This window comes from Planomonospora sp. ID91781 (assembly GCF_015711595.1).
Lineage (GTDB): Bacteria > Actinomycetota > Actinomycetes > Streptosporangiales > Streptosporangiaceae > Planomonospora > Planomonospora parontospora.
Genome location: NZ_JABTEY010000002.1, coordinates 972,755 through 987,937, shown reverse-complemented (window position 1 = coordinate 987,937; position 15,183 = coordinate 972,755). Strand labels below are relative to the sequence as shown.

Below are 15,183 nucleotides of genomic sequence, written 5' to 3'. Positions count from 1 at the left end.
TTTGAACAGGGAGGGAGGCCGGATGTCACGCCGGAAGACCGAGCGGCTGCTGAACCTCGTGATCTGCCTGCTCGCCACGCGGCGGCCGCTGAGCGCCGAGCACATCCGCCAGGCCGTGCCCGGCTACGACTCGGCCAACGACGAGGCCTTCCAGCGGATGTTCGAGCGCGACAAGAACGAACTGCGCGAGATCGGCATCCCGATCGAGGTCCAGAAGGACCCCTGGGAGGAGGATCCGGGCTACCGGATCGTCCGGCAGGCCTACGAGCTGCCCGAGATCACCCTGGAGCCCGACGAGGCCGCCGTCGTGGGCCTGGCGGCCCGGGTGTGGCAGCGGGCCAGCCTGGCCGAGGCGGCCAGCGGGGCGCTGCTGAAGCTGCGCGCCGGGGGAGTGGAGACCGACGAGACCGGCGGCATGCTCGGCGGCGCGCTGGAGCTGCGGGTCGACACCAGCGACCCGGCCTTCCCGGCATTGTGGGAGGCCGTGCGCGACCGGCGCCCGGTCCGCTTCCCTTACCGCGTCGCGGCCGGGGAGAGCGTGCTGACCCGGACCGTCGAGCCGTGGGGCGTGGTCAGCCGCCGCGGCCGGTGGTACGTCGTCGGCCACGACCGCGACCGCGACGCCCCCCGGGTCTTCCGGCTCAGCCGGATCACCGGGCCGGTGGTCCCGGCCGGCCGCCCCGGCACCGTGACGGTCCCCGAGGGCGTCGACATCAAGTCGATGGTGGGCTACCGCGACGACGGGCCCCTGACCCCGCGCACCGCGGTCATCAGGGCCCGCGAGGGCGCCTGCCAGGGCCTGCGCCAGGTGGCGAAGGCCGTACGGCCCGCCGGCGAGGGCTGGGACGAGCTGGAGGTCGACTTCACCGACCCCGAGAGGCTGGCCGGCTGGGTCGCCGGGTTCGCCGCCGACGCCGAGGTGGTCGGGCCGCCCGACGCCCGCGAGGCCGTCATCTGCCGCCTGAAGGGAGCGCTGGCATGATCGTCCGGACTGGACCCGGTACGGCGGGCACGGTGAGCGGGGCGGCCCCCGCGGGCCGCCCGTACGGCGAGCGGGGAGAGGCGACCCGGCGGCGCCCCGGGTGCGCCGGCGCCCTTCCGGCCACCGACGAGGGGATGGTGCACCAGTGAGCGGGACGGCCGACCGGTTGCCGAGGCTGCTGGCCCTCGTGCCCTACCTGATGTCCCACCCCGGGGCGGAGGTGCCCGAGGTCGCGAAGGTCTTCGGGCTGACCGAGAAGCAGCTCATCGACGACCTGCAGCTGGTGTGGATGTGCGGGCTGCCCGGCCACACCCCCGGCGACCTGATCGACGTCTCCTGGGACGGCGGTGAGATCGTCATCGACAACGCCGAGACCATCGCCCGCCCGCTCCGCCTGGGCGTGGACGAGGCCAGCGCGCTGCTGGTGGCGCTGCGCATGCTCGCCGAGATGCCGGAGTTCGGCGAGCGCGACGCGCTGGCCCGGGTCATTGCCAAGTTCGAGCAGGCCGCGGGGGAGGGCGCCGCCGCGGTCAGCAGCCAGGTCGCCGTCGAGGTGGACGCCACGCCCGACGCGCTGCCGGCCGTCAACGAGGCGCTGCGCCGCCGCAGGCGGCTCTCGCTCCGCTACTACGTGCCGGGCCGCGACGAGATCACCCCGCGTGAGGTCGACCCGATGCGGCTGGTCGTGGTGGACGGCCGCTCCTACCTGTCGGGCTGGTGCTACCGGGCCGAGGCGGTGCGCCTGTTCCGGCTGGACCGCATGCTCGACGTGGACCTGCTGGACGTGGCCGCCGACCCGCCCGCCGACGCGGTGCCCGACGAGGTGACGCCCGGGGTGTTCCGCCCCTCGCCCACCGACGAGCTGGTGGAGCTGGAGCTGACCGCGGCGGGCCGCTGGGTGGCCGAGTACTACCCGTGCGAGAGCGTCGAGGAACTCGGCGAGGGCCGCCTGCGGGTGGCCCTGCGGGCCCGCGACCAGAGCTGGCTGCTCCGGCTGGCGCTGCGCCTGGGCGGCACCGGCCGGGTCGTCTCCCCGGCTTCGCTCGCCGAGAGCGTGCGGGCCGCGGCCACGGCGGCGCTGGCGCGCTACGAGTCGGTCCGCTGAACCGGTGGCGGACAGGCGGCGGACGTACGGCGGGCACGCGGTCAGGGGTCGGCCTCCTGAATCGGTGGCGGACGTACGGCGGACAGGCGGTTAGGATCCGGTGACATGAGCTGGATCCTCGCCGCGGTCGGACTGGGCTTCGCGGGAGTGGCGGTCCTGGGCCTGATGGGGGCCCGGGTGCTGCTCGCCACCCGTGAGCTGGGCCGGGAGGTGGACCGGACGCGGCGGCGGCTGGAGGCCGTCCGGGACTCCTCCGGCGGACGGCCGGACGAGGACCGGGGCACGGAGGGATGAGTCTGCGCCCCGGGCAGCGTACGATCGGCACAGAGACTGCACGTCGCTCGGCTTAAGGATGTGTCATGCCCAACCTGGGACCCACTGAGCTGATCATCATCGGGTTGATCCTGGTGCTGCTGTTCGGTGCCAAGAAGCTCCCCGAGGCCGCTCGCGGGCTCGGCCGGTCGCTGCGCATTTTCAAGGCGGAGACCTCCAAGCTCCGCGAGGACGACGAGACCGCCGCGCCGACCGCCACGGTGGTGCAGGCGCAGCCCGTCGCCCCGGCCCCGCAGCAGATCGCCACGCCGGCTCCGGCCGCCGCGCCGACGGCCGAGGAGCAGGCCCGCGCCCTGGAGGAGCAGGCGGCCCGGCTGCGCGCCCAGTCGGGGGCTCCCAAGCAGCAGTAGGCTGCACGCCGTCCTCCTTCCTGAACACCTCACTCCTCGGACCGGGATTCGCGAATGGCACTGCTGAAGTGGCCCAAGCCGGGCCGTAACGGGTCCGTGCCGTCCGAGGAGGCGGCGGACGGGCGCATGCCGCTCATGGAGCACCTGCGCGAGCTGCGCAACCGCCTGGTCGTCGCGCTGCTGGGGCTGGTCGCCGGCATCATCCTCGGGTTCGTCTTCTTCGACCCGGTCTGGAACTTCGTCTCCGCGCCCTACTGCAGCCTCCAGCAGTCGCATCAGCTGCGCGGCGAGTGCACCTTCCTCGTCCTCGGCGTCTTCGAGTCCTTCTTCGTGAACCTCAAGGTCGCCGCGATGTTCGGGCTGGTCGTCACGTCCCCGATCTGGCTCTACCAGATCTGGGCCTTCGTGACGCCGGGCCTGTACCGCAACGAGAAGCGCTACTCGCTGGCCTTCCTGGGGATGGCGGTCCCGCTCTTCCTCGCAGGCGCGGCCCTGGCCTACTTCGTGATGGACACCGGCCTGGCCATCCTGCTCGGCTTCGCGCCGGAGAACGCGATCCCGACCATCACCCTCGACGAGTACCTCGGATACGCCCTGGTGCTCCTCATCGTCTTCGGCGTCTCCTTCGAGCTGCCGCTGCTGATGGTCTTCCTCAACGTCATCGGCGTGCTGCCGCGGGCCACGGTGGCAAAGCACCGCCGCATGGTCATCTTCCTGATGTTCGTCTTCGGGGCGATCGCCACCCCGGGCGGCGACCCGTTCACGATGATCGCGCTGGCGCTGCCGATGGTGATCCTGTTCGCCCTCGCCGAGGGGGTCATGTTCCTGCGGGAGCGCAGGGCCGCGGGCGGGGACGACTTCTCGCACCTGTCCGACGACGAGGCGTCGCCGCTCGCCGCCGACGACTCCCCGGTGGAGAGGGCCGCCCCGCTCGGGGACGACGATTCTGCTCTCGATTCGAGAACGACCGATACTGATTCCGCCAAATAGGCGATAAGTTCCGGTTCGTGCCCGGAGAGATCGCCGTACTCGTCAACCCCGCCGCCCGCGGCGGCCGCTCGCGCGGCCTGCTCGCGCCCGTCCTGGACCGCCTCCGGCGGACCGGCGCGGAGGTCTCGGTGATCCTCGGCGACTCCGCCGAGGACGCGCTGGAGCGCGCGTGCACCGCCGTGGCCGAGGGCCCGGACGCGCTGGTGGCCTTCGGCGGGGACGGCCTGGTCCACCTCGCCGTGCAGGCGGTGGCCGGGACCGACGTGCCGCTGGGCGTCATCCCCGCCGGGACCGGCAACGACATCGCCACCGCCCTCGGCCTGCCCGCCAAGGACGCGCTCGCCGCCGCCGATGTCGTGCTCGGCGGCCGGGTCCGCACGGTCGACGCCGTCAGGATCGGCGAGGACCACTGGTTCGCCGGCGTGCTCTGCTGCGGTTTCGACTCCCGCGTCAACGAGCGGGCCAACCGGCTCACCTGGCCGCCCGGCATGGCCAAGTACCTCGTCGCGCTGGTGGAGGAGCTGCGCGACTTCACGCCCATCCCGTTCAGGATCGAGCTGGACGGAGAGGTCGTCGAGGTCGAGGCCATGCTGGTCGCGGTCGGCAACACCCGCTCCTACGGCGCCGGGATGAAGGTCTGCCCCGGCGCGCTCCCCGACGACGGCCTGCTGGACGTGACGATCCTCGGCGCCGTGCCCAAGAGCAGGTTCCTGCGCGCCTTCCCCAGCGTCTACCGGGGCACCCACGTCGACCATCCCGCCGTCACGATCAGGCGGGCCCGCCGGGTGGCGCTGGAGGCCCCCGGGGTGGTCGCCTACGCCGACGGCGAGCGGATCGGCCCGGTCCCCCTCGTCTGCGAGGCCGTCCCCGGCGCGCTGCGCGTGCTGGTGCCGTAGGGCGGGTGCGCCGGTGCCCCGATGGCCCGGCGCGGCGGGGCGGGCCCGGCGGCCGGGGCGCAGGCCGTCCCCGGCGGAGGGCGGACCGGAATTGCGATATCGGTAGGCTGAAGATTATGACGACCCCTGCGGAACGCTACGCCGCCTTCCGTCAGAGCCAGACCGAGAGCGGACCGGCCCTGACCTCGTTCCGCGGTCTGTACGACTTCGAGCTGGACGAGTTCCAGCTGGACGCCTGCCGCGCGCTGGAGGCGGGCGACGGAGTCCTCGTGGCCGCCCCCACCGGATCGGGCAAGACCGTGGTGGGCGAGTTCGCCGTCCACCTGGCCCTGGCGCAGGGCCGCAAGTGCTTCTACACCACCCCCATCAAGGCCCTGTCCAACCAGAAGTACAACGACCTGGTCAAGCGGTACGGCGCCGCCAAGGTCGGCCTGCTCACCGGCGACAACAGCGTCAACGGCGAGGCCCCGATCGTCATCATGACGACCGAGGTGCTGCGCAACATGCTCTACGCCGGGTCGGGCACCCTGGCCGGGCTCGGCTTCGTGGTCATGGACGAGGTGCACTACCTGGCCGACCGGTTCCGCGGCGCGGTCTGGGAAGAGGTGATCATCCACCTGCCCGAGTCGGTGCGGCTGGTCGCCCTGTCGGCCACGGTCAGCAACGCCGAGGAGTTCGGCGAGTGGATGGGCACCGTCCGCGGCGACACCTCCGTCATCGTCGACGAGCACCGCCCGGTCCCGCTCTGGCAGCACATGCTCGTCGGCCACCGCATCTACGACCTGTTCGTCACCGAGGAGAACGGCGGGCGGCCGCTGGTCAACCCCGACCTGCTGCGCCTGTCCCGCGACGAGGAGCGCCAGGCGTACGGCAGGGGCCGCCGCGGCTACTCCCGCCCGCGCAGACCGGGACCGCCCAACCGGGCGGAGGCCATCGAGCGGCTCGACGCCGAGGGCCTGCTGCCCGCGATCACCTTCATCTTCTCCCGGGCCGGCTGCGACGCCGCGGTCCAGCAGTGCGTGTTCGCCGGACTCCGGCTCACCACCGAGGCCGAGCGCCACGAGATCCGGCAGATCGTCGACGAGCGCACCGCGCACCTGCCCGACGAGGACCTGGCCGTGCTCGGCTTCCTGGAGTGGCGCGACTGCCTGGAGCGAGGCCTGGCCGCCCACCACGCGGGCATGCTCCCCACCTTCAAGGAGGTCGTGGAGGAGCTGTTCACCCGCAACCTGGTCAAGGCGGTGTTCGCCACCGAGACCCTCGCACTGGGCATCAACATGCCCGCCCGCTCCGTGGTGATCGAGAAGCTCGACAAGTGGAACGGCGAGACCCACGCCGACCTCACCCCGGGGGAGTACACCCAGCTGACCGGGCGGGCCGGGCGGCGCGGCATCGACGTGGAGGGCCACGCGGTGGTCCACTGGCAGCCGGGCACGGACCCGTTGCACGTCGCCGGGCTGGCCAGCACCCGCACCTACCCGCTGCGCTCCAGCTTCCGCCCCTCCTACAACATGGCGGTCAACCTCGTCGGCCAGGTCGGCCGGGAGCGCGCCCGGTCGCTGCTGGAGTCCTCCTTCGCGCAGTTCCAGGCGGACCGCGCGGTGGTCGGCATCGCCAAGCAACTGCGCCGCCACGAGGAGGCGCTGGCGGGCTACCGCGAGGCGATGACCTGCCATCTGGGCGACTTCACCGAGTACGCCGCGATGCGCAGGGCGCTGTCGGACCGCGAGTCGGAGCTGTCGCGCCAGCGCGGCGCCGCCCGCCGCCTGCAGGCGGTGCGCTCGCTGGAGGCGCTACGGCCCGGCGACATCATCCGGGTGCCGGGCGGCCGCCGCGCGGGCCTGGCCGTCGTGCTGGACCCGGGCCTCAACTCCCGGGGCGAGGGGCCGTCCCCGCTGGTGCTGACCATCGGCAAGCAGGTCAAGAAGCTGTCGGCAGCCGACTTCCCGGTCCCGGTGGAGCCGGTCGAGCACCTGCGCATCCCGAAGAACTTCAACGCCCGCTCCCCGAAGGAGCGCGCCAACCTCGTCTCCTCCATGCACGCCAAGATCGGCCACCTCGACCTGGGCAGGCCCGACCGGGCCCGCGACCACGCCGGTGAGGACGAGGAGATCCTCCGCCTGCGGCGGGAGATCCGGCAGCACCCCTGCCACGGCTGCGACGAGCGGGAGGACCACGCCCGCTGGGCCGAGCGCTACCACAAGCTGCTGCGCGAGACCGAGGGCCTGCGCCGCCGGGTCGAGGGCCGCTCGCACGTCATCGCCCGCACCTTCGACCGGGTCTGCGGGGTGCTCGACCGGCTCGGCTACCTCGACGGGGAGGACGTCACCGCCGAGGGCCGCCGCCTGGCCCAGCTCTACACCGAGCTGGACCTGCTCACCGCCGAGTGCCTGCGGGCCGGGATCTGGGACGAGCTCGACCCGGCCGAGCTGGCCGCGTGTGTGTCGTCGCTGGTGTTCGAGTCCCGGCAGGCCGACGAGGCCCGCCAGCCCCGCATCCCCGCGGGCGGCGCGCAGCAGGCGATGGCGGAGATGATCCGGCTCTGGGGGGACCTGGAGGCGATCGAGAGCGACCACGGCCTGGCGTTCATCCGCGAGCCCGACTTCGGCTTCGCCTGGGCGGCCTTCCGCTGGGCCAAGGGGCACACCCTGGACGCCGTGCTCGGCGACGGGATCAACGGCTCGGAGCTGGCCGCGGGCGACTTCGTGCGCTGGACCAAGCAGCTGCTGGACCTGCTCGGCCAGGTCTCCGACGCGGCGCCCCGGGACAGCAGGGTCAGGAAGAGTGCGGGCAAGGCGATGGACGCGCTCCGGCGCGGCGTGGTGGCGTACTCCTCCGTCGGCTGACCGGCGTCCCCGCCCGCCTCGCGCGGGCCGATCGGCACCCACCCGCCGGTTGGCTGACCGCCCGGTCAATACCTTGTGACGGCCGGTGCGCGCAACGTAACCCCGGGGTCCGTTTTCAGAGGGATCCCACCGGAGATCCCCATACAGGAACCTGTTGGCCCGCCCCCCAGGAGGTAGGGATGTTCGCCCTCGCCGCCGCACTGCTGTTCCTGCTCGCCCTCATCTTCGAGATCGCCGGTGTCGCCGTCGGCAGCGTCGTCACCGTCACCACGCTCGGCACCGCCGGACTCCTGTGCGTCGCGCTGCACCTGATGGGCGTCGGCGCGGGCTGGAGCCTGAAGAGGTAGTCGGCACCCGCAGCGCCGCTCCCGCGGCTCCGAGGCCGCGCCCGTGCCCCCGGGCGCGGCTTCGGCCGTCCTTCGGTTCAGGAGGTCGCCCGGGGATTCCGGTGGTCTGATGGCGGCCCCCCGGCGTCCTCGGGCCGGTCGGGGGGTGCGTGTCATCGTGCCGGATGTGGCCTCTCGGCTGCCCTGACGAATTCTCAGTGATCTGGCGAGAGAAGCGGCGAGTTCTCATGCGATGTGGCGACAGCCTCCACGGCCGGTAACCATCCGGCCTGCCGCCTGGAGTCGCGCAGCAGGCCGACCCCGAACACCACCAGCCACAGGCTCCAGGCCACGTACCCGATGAAGTTCGCCAGATCGGCGCCAGGCGCTCCGAGGGGCACCAGCAGCCCGGTCAGGATCAGCGGGACGGAGAGCAGCGCCAGTCCCGCCGAGAACCGGCCGAGGACGAAGCGGTGGGGCGCGGGACGCCCGGCGCCGCCGCGGCGCAGCGCCACCACGATCAGCACCGTCCAGGCGGCGGTGAGCAGGTACCCGAACGCCTCCCCCACGATCTGGCCGAGCACGGTGTGCAGGGTGTGGAAACGATCGACCGCCGCCGCTCGGGCGGCGGCGGTGGCACCGGGATCGGCCGCGGTGGTGGCCAGGGGCGGCACCAGCAGCGGCCAGCGCAGCAGCCCCACCACTTGCACCGCGGCGGCGGCCACCCCGACCGCGGCGGAGGTTCGGGGCAGTAGGCCCGCGCCGGCCAGCCGGGCGATCCGCACCGCGATCGGGGCGAGCAGCGCAGCGCCCGTCGCCAGCAGGAGGAACAGCCCGGTGATCCGCGCCCGGTCGGCGTGGAAGCGGCGCAGCACCTCCTCGGCCGGGTACTGGAGCACGTCCGGGTAGTCGAACGCCGTCCCGAGCAGGGCGAACGCGGCGTTGACCACGACCGCCCCGACGATGAGCAGGATCGCCGTGCGGGTGCGGGCCGTGCGGGTGACCGTCGCGGGGGCACGGGTCGCGGAGTTCATACGGGCCTCCAAAGTCTGTACGCCGTATAATTTGTACACCGTACAGACTTTGCACGACGTACAGTATCTCCGTCAATGGGAGGCGACATGGAATCCGATCAGCGGGCATCAGCGCCCCGGCGCCGGCCGGGGCCCCGGCGTATCCTCTCCGAGGAGGTGATCGTGACGGCGGCGCTGCGGCTGCTGGACGAGCGGGGGGCCGAGGCCGTCTCGATCCGGGGCATCGCGGCCGAATTGGGCGTGGCGCCCAACGCCCTGTACACCTACTTCCCCGACAAGGCGGCGGTGCTGCGCACGCTGGTCGACCGGCTGATCGGCGAGCACGACGCCGAGGTGCTGGCCGACGTCGGGCGCCCGTGGCGGGAGCGCGTGCACGAGCTCGCGCTCGGCCTGCGCACCCGCCTGCTCGCCCACCCAGGCGCCGCCGCGTTGCTGCTCGGGGCGCCGATGGACGGCCCGCAGGCGCTGCTGTTGGGCGAGCGCCTGTTCGCCCTGCTCGCCGAGGCCGGGCTCGATGACGACGTCGCGATCCATGCGGGCTATGTCCTCATCGTGTACATTCTGGGCGCGATCGCACTGGAGGCGGCCGAACTGGACCCGGCCCGGCCGGCCCCCCCGGAGGCGGAGCGAATCGCCGCCCGGCGAGCCGGGTTCGCCGCCCTGCCGGCCGACCGGTACCCCCGCACGGCCGCCGGCGCCGACACGATCGCCGCCTACATCGGCACCGGCCAGTTCCGCTGGGGGCTGGACCGGGTCCTTGACGGGCTCATCCGCCCCGGCCCCGCCGGACGCTGACCCGCCGCCGACCCGGTCGACCCGCGGGCCAGGGGGCGGGCGCCCTGCGATGATCCCCGAATCGGTGCAGGCCGGTTGGGTACGTGCGGCCCGGGGCGGTTTCGGGGGCAGTCGGCACTATATTCATAGGTTCGCTTGCGGTTCTGAGAGGCGGACAGGACGCCGTCGGTCGGACAACGGTCGACGAATCCGCCGATGCAGATGTTCCCGGAGGGCGAGGGGTCCTCCGTACGCGGCGCGCTGGAAGGCACCGCCTCGATCACGGCGGTGCCGGGCGGAGGGCGGGAGCCTGTCGTGGGGCGGGCGGTTCCCCGAGGGGCGTGACGCGGCGCCGTACCAGCAGGCCGAAGGCGACGACCAGCAGCCCGGCCACGCCCGCGACCACGAACGGCGCGGCGGGACGCCACGCGTCGTAGAGGTGGCCGCCGAGACCGGAGACGACCAGGATGCCGACCGCCCCGCAGAGGGTCTGCACACCGTAGGCCGAGCCGCGCACGGCGGCGGGTGCCTGCTGGGCCAGGAGCGGCCCCGCGGTGGTGATCACGGCGATCTCGCCCAGGCCGATGAGCACGGCGACGACCATCATGCCGGAGCCGAGCGGGTCGGCGACCAGCAAGGTGGACAGGTAGGCGACAGCGGCGAGGGCCTGGGCGAGGATCACCACGTCCTGGCGGCGCATCCGGTCGCCGAGCCAGCCGACGAGGGGGGCGCCGAGCATGGCCACGGTCTGGGCGACGCCGACCACGGCCCCGGCGCGGGCGAGCGCCTCGGCGCCGGACAGGCCGCCCTCGGCGAGAGCGTGCTCGGTCACCCACAGGGACATGAACCCGGCGACCACGGCCAGGTCGGCGCGGGCGACGAACGCCGCGGCGTACGACAGGGCGATGCCGGGGTCGCGGGCGAGGGCGACGCCTTCGGCGATCAGCCGGGCCAGCGGGACCCGCTCGGCGGCGGGGGCGACCCGCGTCCTCGACAGGGTGAACCACATCAGCGCGCCGACCGCCAGCACGGCCGCGGCGATGGCCAGGAACGACAGGCGGGCGGCGGTGACCGGGGCGGTGCCGCCGCTCTCCAGGATCTGGGGCAGCCGCACCAGGGCGAGCACCGCCACCATGGCGCCGAGCCCGCTGAACAGCCCCACGAACCCGTAGGACCGGCCGCGGGAGCCGTCGCGGACGTAGTCGGCGGCGACCGTGGAGAGCATCCCGTTGAGGGCGGCGACACCGAGGGCGAAGACGACCCGGAGCGCGACGAGCACGGCGGTGGAGTCGGCGAAGGGGAACAGCGCGGTGCCGAGCGCGCACAGGACGAAACCCGCCACCGCGATGGGGCGCCTGCCGTACCGGTCGGCGAGAGCCCCGTACCAGGCCAGGCTGGCGATCATCGCGATCTCCGCGGCGACGCCGAGCAGGCCGACGGCTTTTCCCTGGTCGTAGGCGGGAACGCCGAGGACTCCGCTCAGGATGTACGGCTGCGCGGCCGGGAGGAAGGAGATGACCATGGTCGAGGCGAACGCCATGGACAGGCAGGCCCGCATGTTGCCCCGGGTGACGCCGTCGGCGAGGCGCAGGCCGAGGAGGCGGCGCGAGGGGGAGACGACCATGGCGTGATCTTGCCAGCCGTCCGGCCGCTTCTCCAGAGGTTCGGTGACTATGATCACGGTATTTCCGTGAACACCGTGATCGTGGAGCGGCCCGTGACCGACCAGACGCCTCCCGGCATCCAGACGCACGTCCCCAACGCCGCTCGGATGTACGACTACTACCTGGGCGGCAAGGACAACTTCCCCGCCGACCGCGAGGCCGCGGAGAAGGCGCTGTCGTTCGTCCCGGAGATCCGCCACAGCGTCCGGGCCAACCGCGCCTTCCTCGGCCGCGCCGTGGACTTCCTCACCCGGCGGGGCATCCGCCAGTTCATCGACATCGGCGCCGGGCTGCCCACGCAGAACAACGTCCACCAGGTCGCCGCCCCTGACGCCCGCGTCGTCTACGTCGACAACGACACCACGGTCCTGGTGCACGGCCGGGCGATCCTCGGCAAGCACGAGAACGTGTCCATCGTCGAGGGCGACGTGCGCCGCCCCCGCGAGATCCTGGAGCACCCCGAGGTCCGGGCGGCGATCGACTTCGGGCGGCCGGTCGCGGTCCTGCTGCTGGCGATCCTGCACTTCATCCCCGACGAGGAGAAGCCGGAGCGCATCGTCGCCGAACTGCGGGAGGCGCTGCCGTCCGGCAGCTACCTGGCCCTGTCGCACGTCGCGATCGATGCCCGCCCGGAGGCCGCCGAGGGCGTCACGGACGTCTACCGGCGATCATCCTCCCCGTTCGTGGCGCGGACCGGCACGGAGATCGCCCGTCTGCTCGACGGTGTCTCCCTGGTCGAGCCCGGCCTGGTGAACCTGCCGGAATGGCGGCCGGAGCCGGGCACGGTGGTCCCCTACCTGGGCATCGGCGACTACTTCCTCGGCGCGGTCGGGCATGTCGGCGGATGACCACCCGCCTCACCCGGCCAGACCCTGCCAGGGTCGCGACGCGGTAACGGTCCGTATCACCATGCTTCGGGGGTGAGCCTCCTGCTCACCAGCCGGGGCGGATCTCCCCGAGAGAGGACGGGCGTCCGTGCCTGCGTGCCCGCGCGTGCGTGAACTGGACGCTCTGGGAGGCTACTTCGCCCTCGATGAGGGGCCCGTTGGGCAGGAATGGCGGCCCGTCGCCGAGCTGATCCAGAGCGCCGATCTGATCACCGCCCGCGTCGCCGATGTCGCTGAACGGCTCGGCACTGAAGATCGCCGAGTGGCGGCCTCCATCCTGTTCCAGGGATTGGCCGCGCGGTTCGTGTCCCCGCCTGCCGGCCTGCTGGTGCTCCACGATGTCGCCGGAGGCTTCGATCCGTCACGGGTCCACTGGCGTCCGGTGCCGCACGGACCGCTGCCGTTGCGGCTGCAGGAATGGCCTTTCCTGCCCGTCCGCGGAGACGGTGCCGACCGGCTGCACCAGGAGGTCGTGGCGGGCTTTCTGGAACCGCTCGCGGATACGGTCGGCCGGGTCGTCTCGATCGCGCCGGCGATCCTGTGGGGCAACGCCGCCTCGGCACTCGCCGGGAGCATCCAGGCTCTGACCCGGCACCGGCCACAGCGCACTGCGGCAGCCCTGGCGCTGGGGCGTGAGCTGCTGGCCATGGGACATCTGCGCGGTCAGGGGATGTTCGCCGGGCAACCGTTCTACCTCCGGCGCAACTGCTGCCTCTACTACCGGGTGCCCGGAGGCGGCACATGTGGTGACTGCGTGCTGGGCCACCGGTCCGCCCGGGGAAGGAATACGTGAAAAGGATCACCGTGTGCCGGGACCGCTGCTGCGGGAGCTCCCGGAAAGCACCCGCCCTCGACCACGACGAGCAGATCCGCCGGCCGGCTCAGGTCGCCGACGTCCGGGTGACCGACTCCGCCCCTGTTGTGTGGATTCCGTGAGAGGAGCACTTCACGACGGGCAGGCGTGGCTCCCGCGCATCCCGGCCACCAGGCAGGCAGCCGGAATGCGCGGGCGAAGGTCACGACAGCAAGGTCTGGCCGATCCATCCCCCCGGCGCGCAGCCCGGCGGGATGGCGAACACGGCAGAGCCGATCGGCGTCGTCCACTCGTTCAGCAGATCGGCTTCGGCCAGGCGTTTCTGGACCGGGGTGAACTGCCGGGCGATGTCGGCCTGGTAGGAGGCGAACAGCAGCCCCGCATCGGCGTGCCCGTCGGTGGACAGGCCCTCGTCGTAGTTGTAGACCCGGCGGAAGATCCGCAGGCCCGGGTCGGCGACGTGGGCCCTGCGGATGTGTGCTTGTTCGGCGATGACGGGGAAACCCACCGGGGTGAGCCGTGCGTAGTCCGGCTCGTCGTGCTCTGTCCTCCCGGTGAGCGGGGAGCCGTCCTGGAGCCGGCGGCCCACGGTGAACTCCTTGCCCGTGCGGTCGACGGCGTCCCAGGTCTCCAGCTCCGCGCGGATGCGCCGCAGTACCAGCGTGGTGCCGCCGCGCATCCCGTCCGGGCCCTCGGATATCCATACGGCCCTGTCGAAGTCGGCGGTGCCGGGCCGGGGGTTGACGGTCCCGTCGAGCTGACCCATGACGTTGCGCTGGGTCAGGCCCGGCGCCTGCACGTGCGGCGGGCGCCGGAACCCGCGCTGGACCCACCGCACCGTCGCAAAGGCGCGGGCGTCCTTGACCGTCATGCGCAACGCGTGCGCCACGGTCAGGGCGTCGTCGGCGCAGATCTGCAGCAGCAGATCCCCGCCGCTCCACCGCTTCTGGAGCTTGTCGACGGAGAAGGCGGGCAGGGGAGCCACCGCTTCGGGCCGCAGATGCTCGGCCTTGGCGGCGGTGAACAGGCCGGGGCCGAAACCGAAGGTGATGGTCAACCGGGCCGGGAGGGTGGCCAGCTCCGGTTCGGTGTCGGCGAGCGCGGGGGTGCCCGCGGTGAGGCGGCGCGCGTCGTCGGTGAGCAGCCGCATCATCCGCACGATCGCTTCGCGGTCGGTGCCGGGCCGCAGGTCCAGGCCGACGAAGGCGGCGTGGGTCTGCGGCGCCGTGGCGATACCCGCCTGGTGGACGCCGTGGAAGGGCTCGACGGTGGTACCGGCGGACACCGCGGTGGGCCCGGTCGCGGCGACGGCTCCGGGAGCGGAGGCGGGTTCGGCCGCGCACGCCGCCACGGCGCCGACGGCCGCGGCGGCACCGCCGGTGAGCAGTCCGCGCCGGGTGAGGCGGGATCCGGCGGTCACTGGCCGTCTCCGCCCGTGTGCGCGTCCTTGCCCTTGTCGTCGTGGCCGCCCATGCCCATGCCACCGCCCATGTCACCGTCCATGTCACCGTCCATGTCACCGCCGGGCCGGTAGTCCTCCTCGCCGCCGGCGAAGTCCTTGCCGACGGCGGTGAACTCCAGGGCCGAGCCGTCGGAGAGGGTGAGGGTGAAGGCGATCTGCGCGCCGGGCTCCACCTTCTCGGTGACGCCCATCAGCATGATGTGGTCGCCGCCGGGCTGCAGGGGGTGGGTGCCGCGGGCGGGGACGGTGAAGCCGCCGGCCTTGGGACGCATGACCATCTTGCCGCCCGACTCGACGACCTCGTGCAGCTCGATCTCCGGCGACAGCGGGGAGGCGCCGGAGACGACGGTCACGTCGGTGTCGGTGTTGTTGACCAGGGTGCCGAAGGCGGCGGTCATGCCCTCCTCGGTGGTCTTCACCCACGGGTCGGTGATCGTCAGCGGGGACGGGGCGGAGGAGGAGGCGGACGGGACAGCCGATGACGCGGCCGCGGCGGGCGCCGGGACGGCCGAGGTGGTGCTCTGGGAGGCGCACGCGGTGAGAGCCACCGCGGCGGCGAGCAGAGCGGCGGCGGAACGGGTACGGCGAACGAGCATGGTGAAAGGCCTTTCTGGCACATGCGGCAGGCCGCCACGGGCGCGGAGCCGTGTTCGGAAGAACACCGGCATGAGGCCGTGCCGCAAGAGTGAGGTCACACGGATCGGGTCCGCCGGACCGCCG

General features: G+C 72.9%; 16 protein-coding genes. 12 read left to right on the top strand and 4 right to left on the bottom strand.

Annotated features, from left to right (window positions below):
• The first annotated feature begins 22 nt into the window (after positions 1-22).
• The 9 genes from HS048_RS23730 (at position 23) to HS048_RS23690 (ending at position 7,849) form a co-directional block, all read left to right on the top strand.
• The gene (locus HS048_RS23730) at positions 23-982 is read left to right on the top strand and encodes a YafY family protein (protein WP_068899415.1); all 960 of its coding nucleotides are present in this window, start codon (positions 23-25) and stop codon (positions 980-982) included.
• Entirely contained in the window at positions 979-1,131 is a 153-nt protein-coding gene (locus tag HS048_RS23725) for a hypothetical protein (protein ID WP_157237488.1), read from the top strand. Before HS048_RS23730 ends, HS048_RS23725 begins: the two co-directional genes overlap by 4 nt.
• Positions 1,128-2,087: a YafY family protein gene (locus HS048_RS23720; RefSeq protein ID WP_068899417.1), complete on the top strand. Its 960-nt coding sequence runs from the start codon at positions 1,128-1,130 to the stop codon at positions 2,085-2,087. Before HS048_RS23725 ends, HS048_RS23720 begins: the two co-directional genes overlap by 4 nt.
• Positions 2,088-2,192: 105 nt before the next feature.
• Positions 2,193-2,381, top strand: a complete 189-nt coding sequence (locus HS048_RS23715; protein WP_068899419.1) for a hypothetical protein — start codon at positions 2,193-2,195, stop codon at positions 2,379-2,381.
• Positions 2,382-2,446: 65 nt separating this feature from the next.
• Positions 2,447-2,770 (top strand): Sec-independent protein translocase subunit TatA, encoded by a 324-nt coding sequence (gene tatA / locus HS048_RS23710; RefSeq protein ID WP_068899421.1) that lies wholly within the window; start codon positions 2,447-2,449, stop codon positions 2,768-2,770.
• 54 nt (positions 2,771-2,824) lie between these two features.
• On the top strand, positions 2,825-3,760 hold the full coding sequence (gene tatC, locus HS048_RS23705; protein ID WP_084008612.1) for a twin-arginine translocase subunit TatC: 936 nt from the start codon (positions 2,825-2,827) through the stop codon (positions 3,758-3,760).
• Positions 3,761-3,777: 17 nt separating this feature from the next.
• Entirely contained in the window at positions 3,778-4,656 is an 879-nt protein-coding gene (locus HS048_RS23700; RefSeq protein ID WP_196468722.1) for a diacylglycerol kinase, read from the top strand.
• Positions 4,657-4,772: 116 nt separating this feature from the next.
• On the top strand, positions 4,773-7,502 hold the full coding sequence (locus tag HS048_RS23695) for an RNA helicase (RefSeq protein WP_068899425.1): 2,730 nt from the start codon (positions 4,773-4,775) through the stop codon (positions 7,500-7,502).
• 179 nt (positions 7,503-7,681) lie between these two features.
• A complete protein-coding gene (locus tag HS048_RS23690; RefSeq protein WP_189236313.1) occupies positions 7,682-7,849 on the top strand; it encodes a hypothetical protein in 168 nt (55 codons plus the stop codon).
• A gap of 194 nt (positions 7,850-8,043) precedes the next feature.
• On the opposite strand, the gene HS048_RS23685 is transcribed toward HS048_RS23690, so the two are convergent.
• Positions 8,044-8,862 (bottom strand): DUF4386 family protein, encoded by an 819-nt coding sequence (locus HS048_RS23685; protein WP_196468721.1) that lies wholly within the window; start codon positions 8,860-8,862, stop codon positions 8,044-8,046.
• A 162-nt stretch (positions 8,863-9,024) separates the two neighbouring features.
• Here HS048_RS23685 and HS048_RS23680 point away from each other — a divergent pair, with 162 nt between their 5' ends.
• Positions 9,025-9,657 (top strand): TetR/AcrR family transcriptional regulator, encoded by a 633-nt coding sequence (locus HS048_RS23680; protein ID WP_196468720.1) that lies wholly within the window; start codon positions 9,025-9,027, stop codon positions 9,655-9,657.
• Positions 9,658-9,916: 259 nt separating this feature from the next.
• On the opposite strand, the gene HS048_RS23675 is transcribed toward HS048_RS23680, so the two are convergent.
• A complete protein-coding gene (locus tag HS048_RS23675; protein ID WP_196468719.1) occupies positions 9,917-11,317 on the bottom strand; it encodes an MFS transporter in 1,401 nt (466 codons plus the stop codon).
• Between the two features lie 9 nt (positions 11,318-11,326).
• Between HS048_RS23675 and HS048_RS23670 the strand changes: the two genes are divergently transcribed.
• A complete protein-coding gene (locus tag HS048_RS23670) occupies positions 11,327-12,148 on the top strand; it encodes an SAM-dependent methyltransferase (RefSeq protein WP_307832611.1) in 822 nt (273 codons plus the stop codon).
• Between the two features lie 145 nt (positions 12,149-12,293).
• Positions 12,294-12,980, top strand: coding sequence for a (2Fe-2S)-binding protein (locus tag HS048_RS23665; RefSeq protein WP_196468718.1), 687 nt, complete (start codon positions 12,294-12,296; stop codon positions 12,978-12,980).
• A 223-nt stretch (positions 12,981-13,203) separates the two neighbouring features.
• Here the strand turns inward: HS048_RS23665 and HS048_RS23660 are convergent, their stop codons facing one another.
• Both HS048_RS23660 and HS048_RS23655 read right to left on the bottom strand, forming a co-directional pair.
• A complete protein-coding gene (locus HS048_RS23660) occupies positions 13,204-14,421 on the bottom strand; it encodes a Dyp-type peroxidase (protein WP_196468717.1) in 1,218 nt (405 codons plus the stop codon).
• The gene (locus HS048_RS23655; protein WP_196468716.1) at positions 14,418-15,059 is read right to left on the bottom strand and encodes a copper chaperone PCu(A)C; all 642 of its coding nucleotides are present in this window, start codon (positions 15,057-15,059) and stop codon (positions 14,418-14,420) included. The genes HS048_RS23660 and HS048_RS23655 overlap by 4 nt, the downstream gene beginning before the upstream one ends.
• Positions 15,060-15,183 lie beyond the last annotated feature (124 nt).

Coding starts and splice junctions, on each gene's coding strand:
- HS048_RS23730 (WP_068899415.1), top strand. CDS start 23: ATGTCACGCCGGAAGACCGAGCGGCTGCTGAACCTCGTGATCTGCCTG.
- HS048_RS23725 (WP_157237488.1), top strand. CDS start 979: ATGATCGTCCGGACTGGACCCGGTACGGCGGGCACGGTGAGCGGGGCG.
- HS048_RS23715 (WP_068899419.1), top strand. CDS start 2,193: ATGAGCTGGATCCTCGCCGCGGTCGGACTGGGCTTCGCGGGAGTGGCG.
- tatA (WP_068899421.1), top strand. CDS start 2,447: ATGCCCAACCTGGGACCCACTGAGCTGATCATCATCGGGTTGATCCTG.
- tatC (WP_084008612.1), top strand. CDS start 2,825: ATGGCACTGCTGAAGTGGCCCAAGCCGGGCCGTAACGGGTCCGTGCCG.
- HS048_RS23695 (WP_068899425.1), top strand. CDS start 4,773: ATGACGACCCCTGCGGAACGCTACGCCGCCTTCCGTCAGAGCCAGACC.
- HS048_RS23690 (WP_189236313.1), top strand. CDS start 7,682: ATGTTCGCCCTCGCCGCCGCACTGCTGTTCCTGCTCGCCCTCATCTTC.
- HS048_RS23685 (WP_196468721.1), bottom strand. CDS start 8,862: ATGAACTCCGCGACCCGTGCCCCCGCGACGGTCACCCGCACGGCCCGC.
- HS048_RS23655 (WP_196468716.1), bottom strand. CDS start 15,059: ATGCTCGTTCGCCGTACCCGTTCCGCCGCCGCTCTGCTCGCCGCCGCG.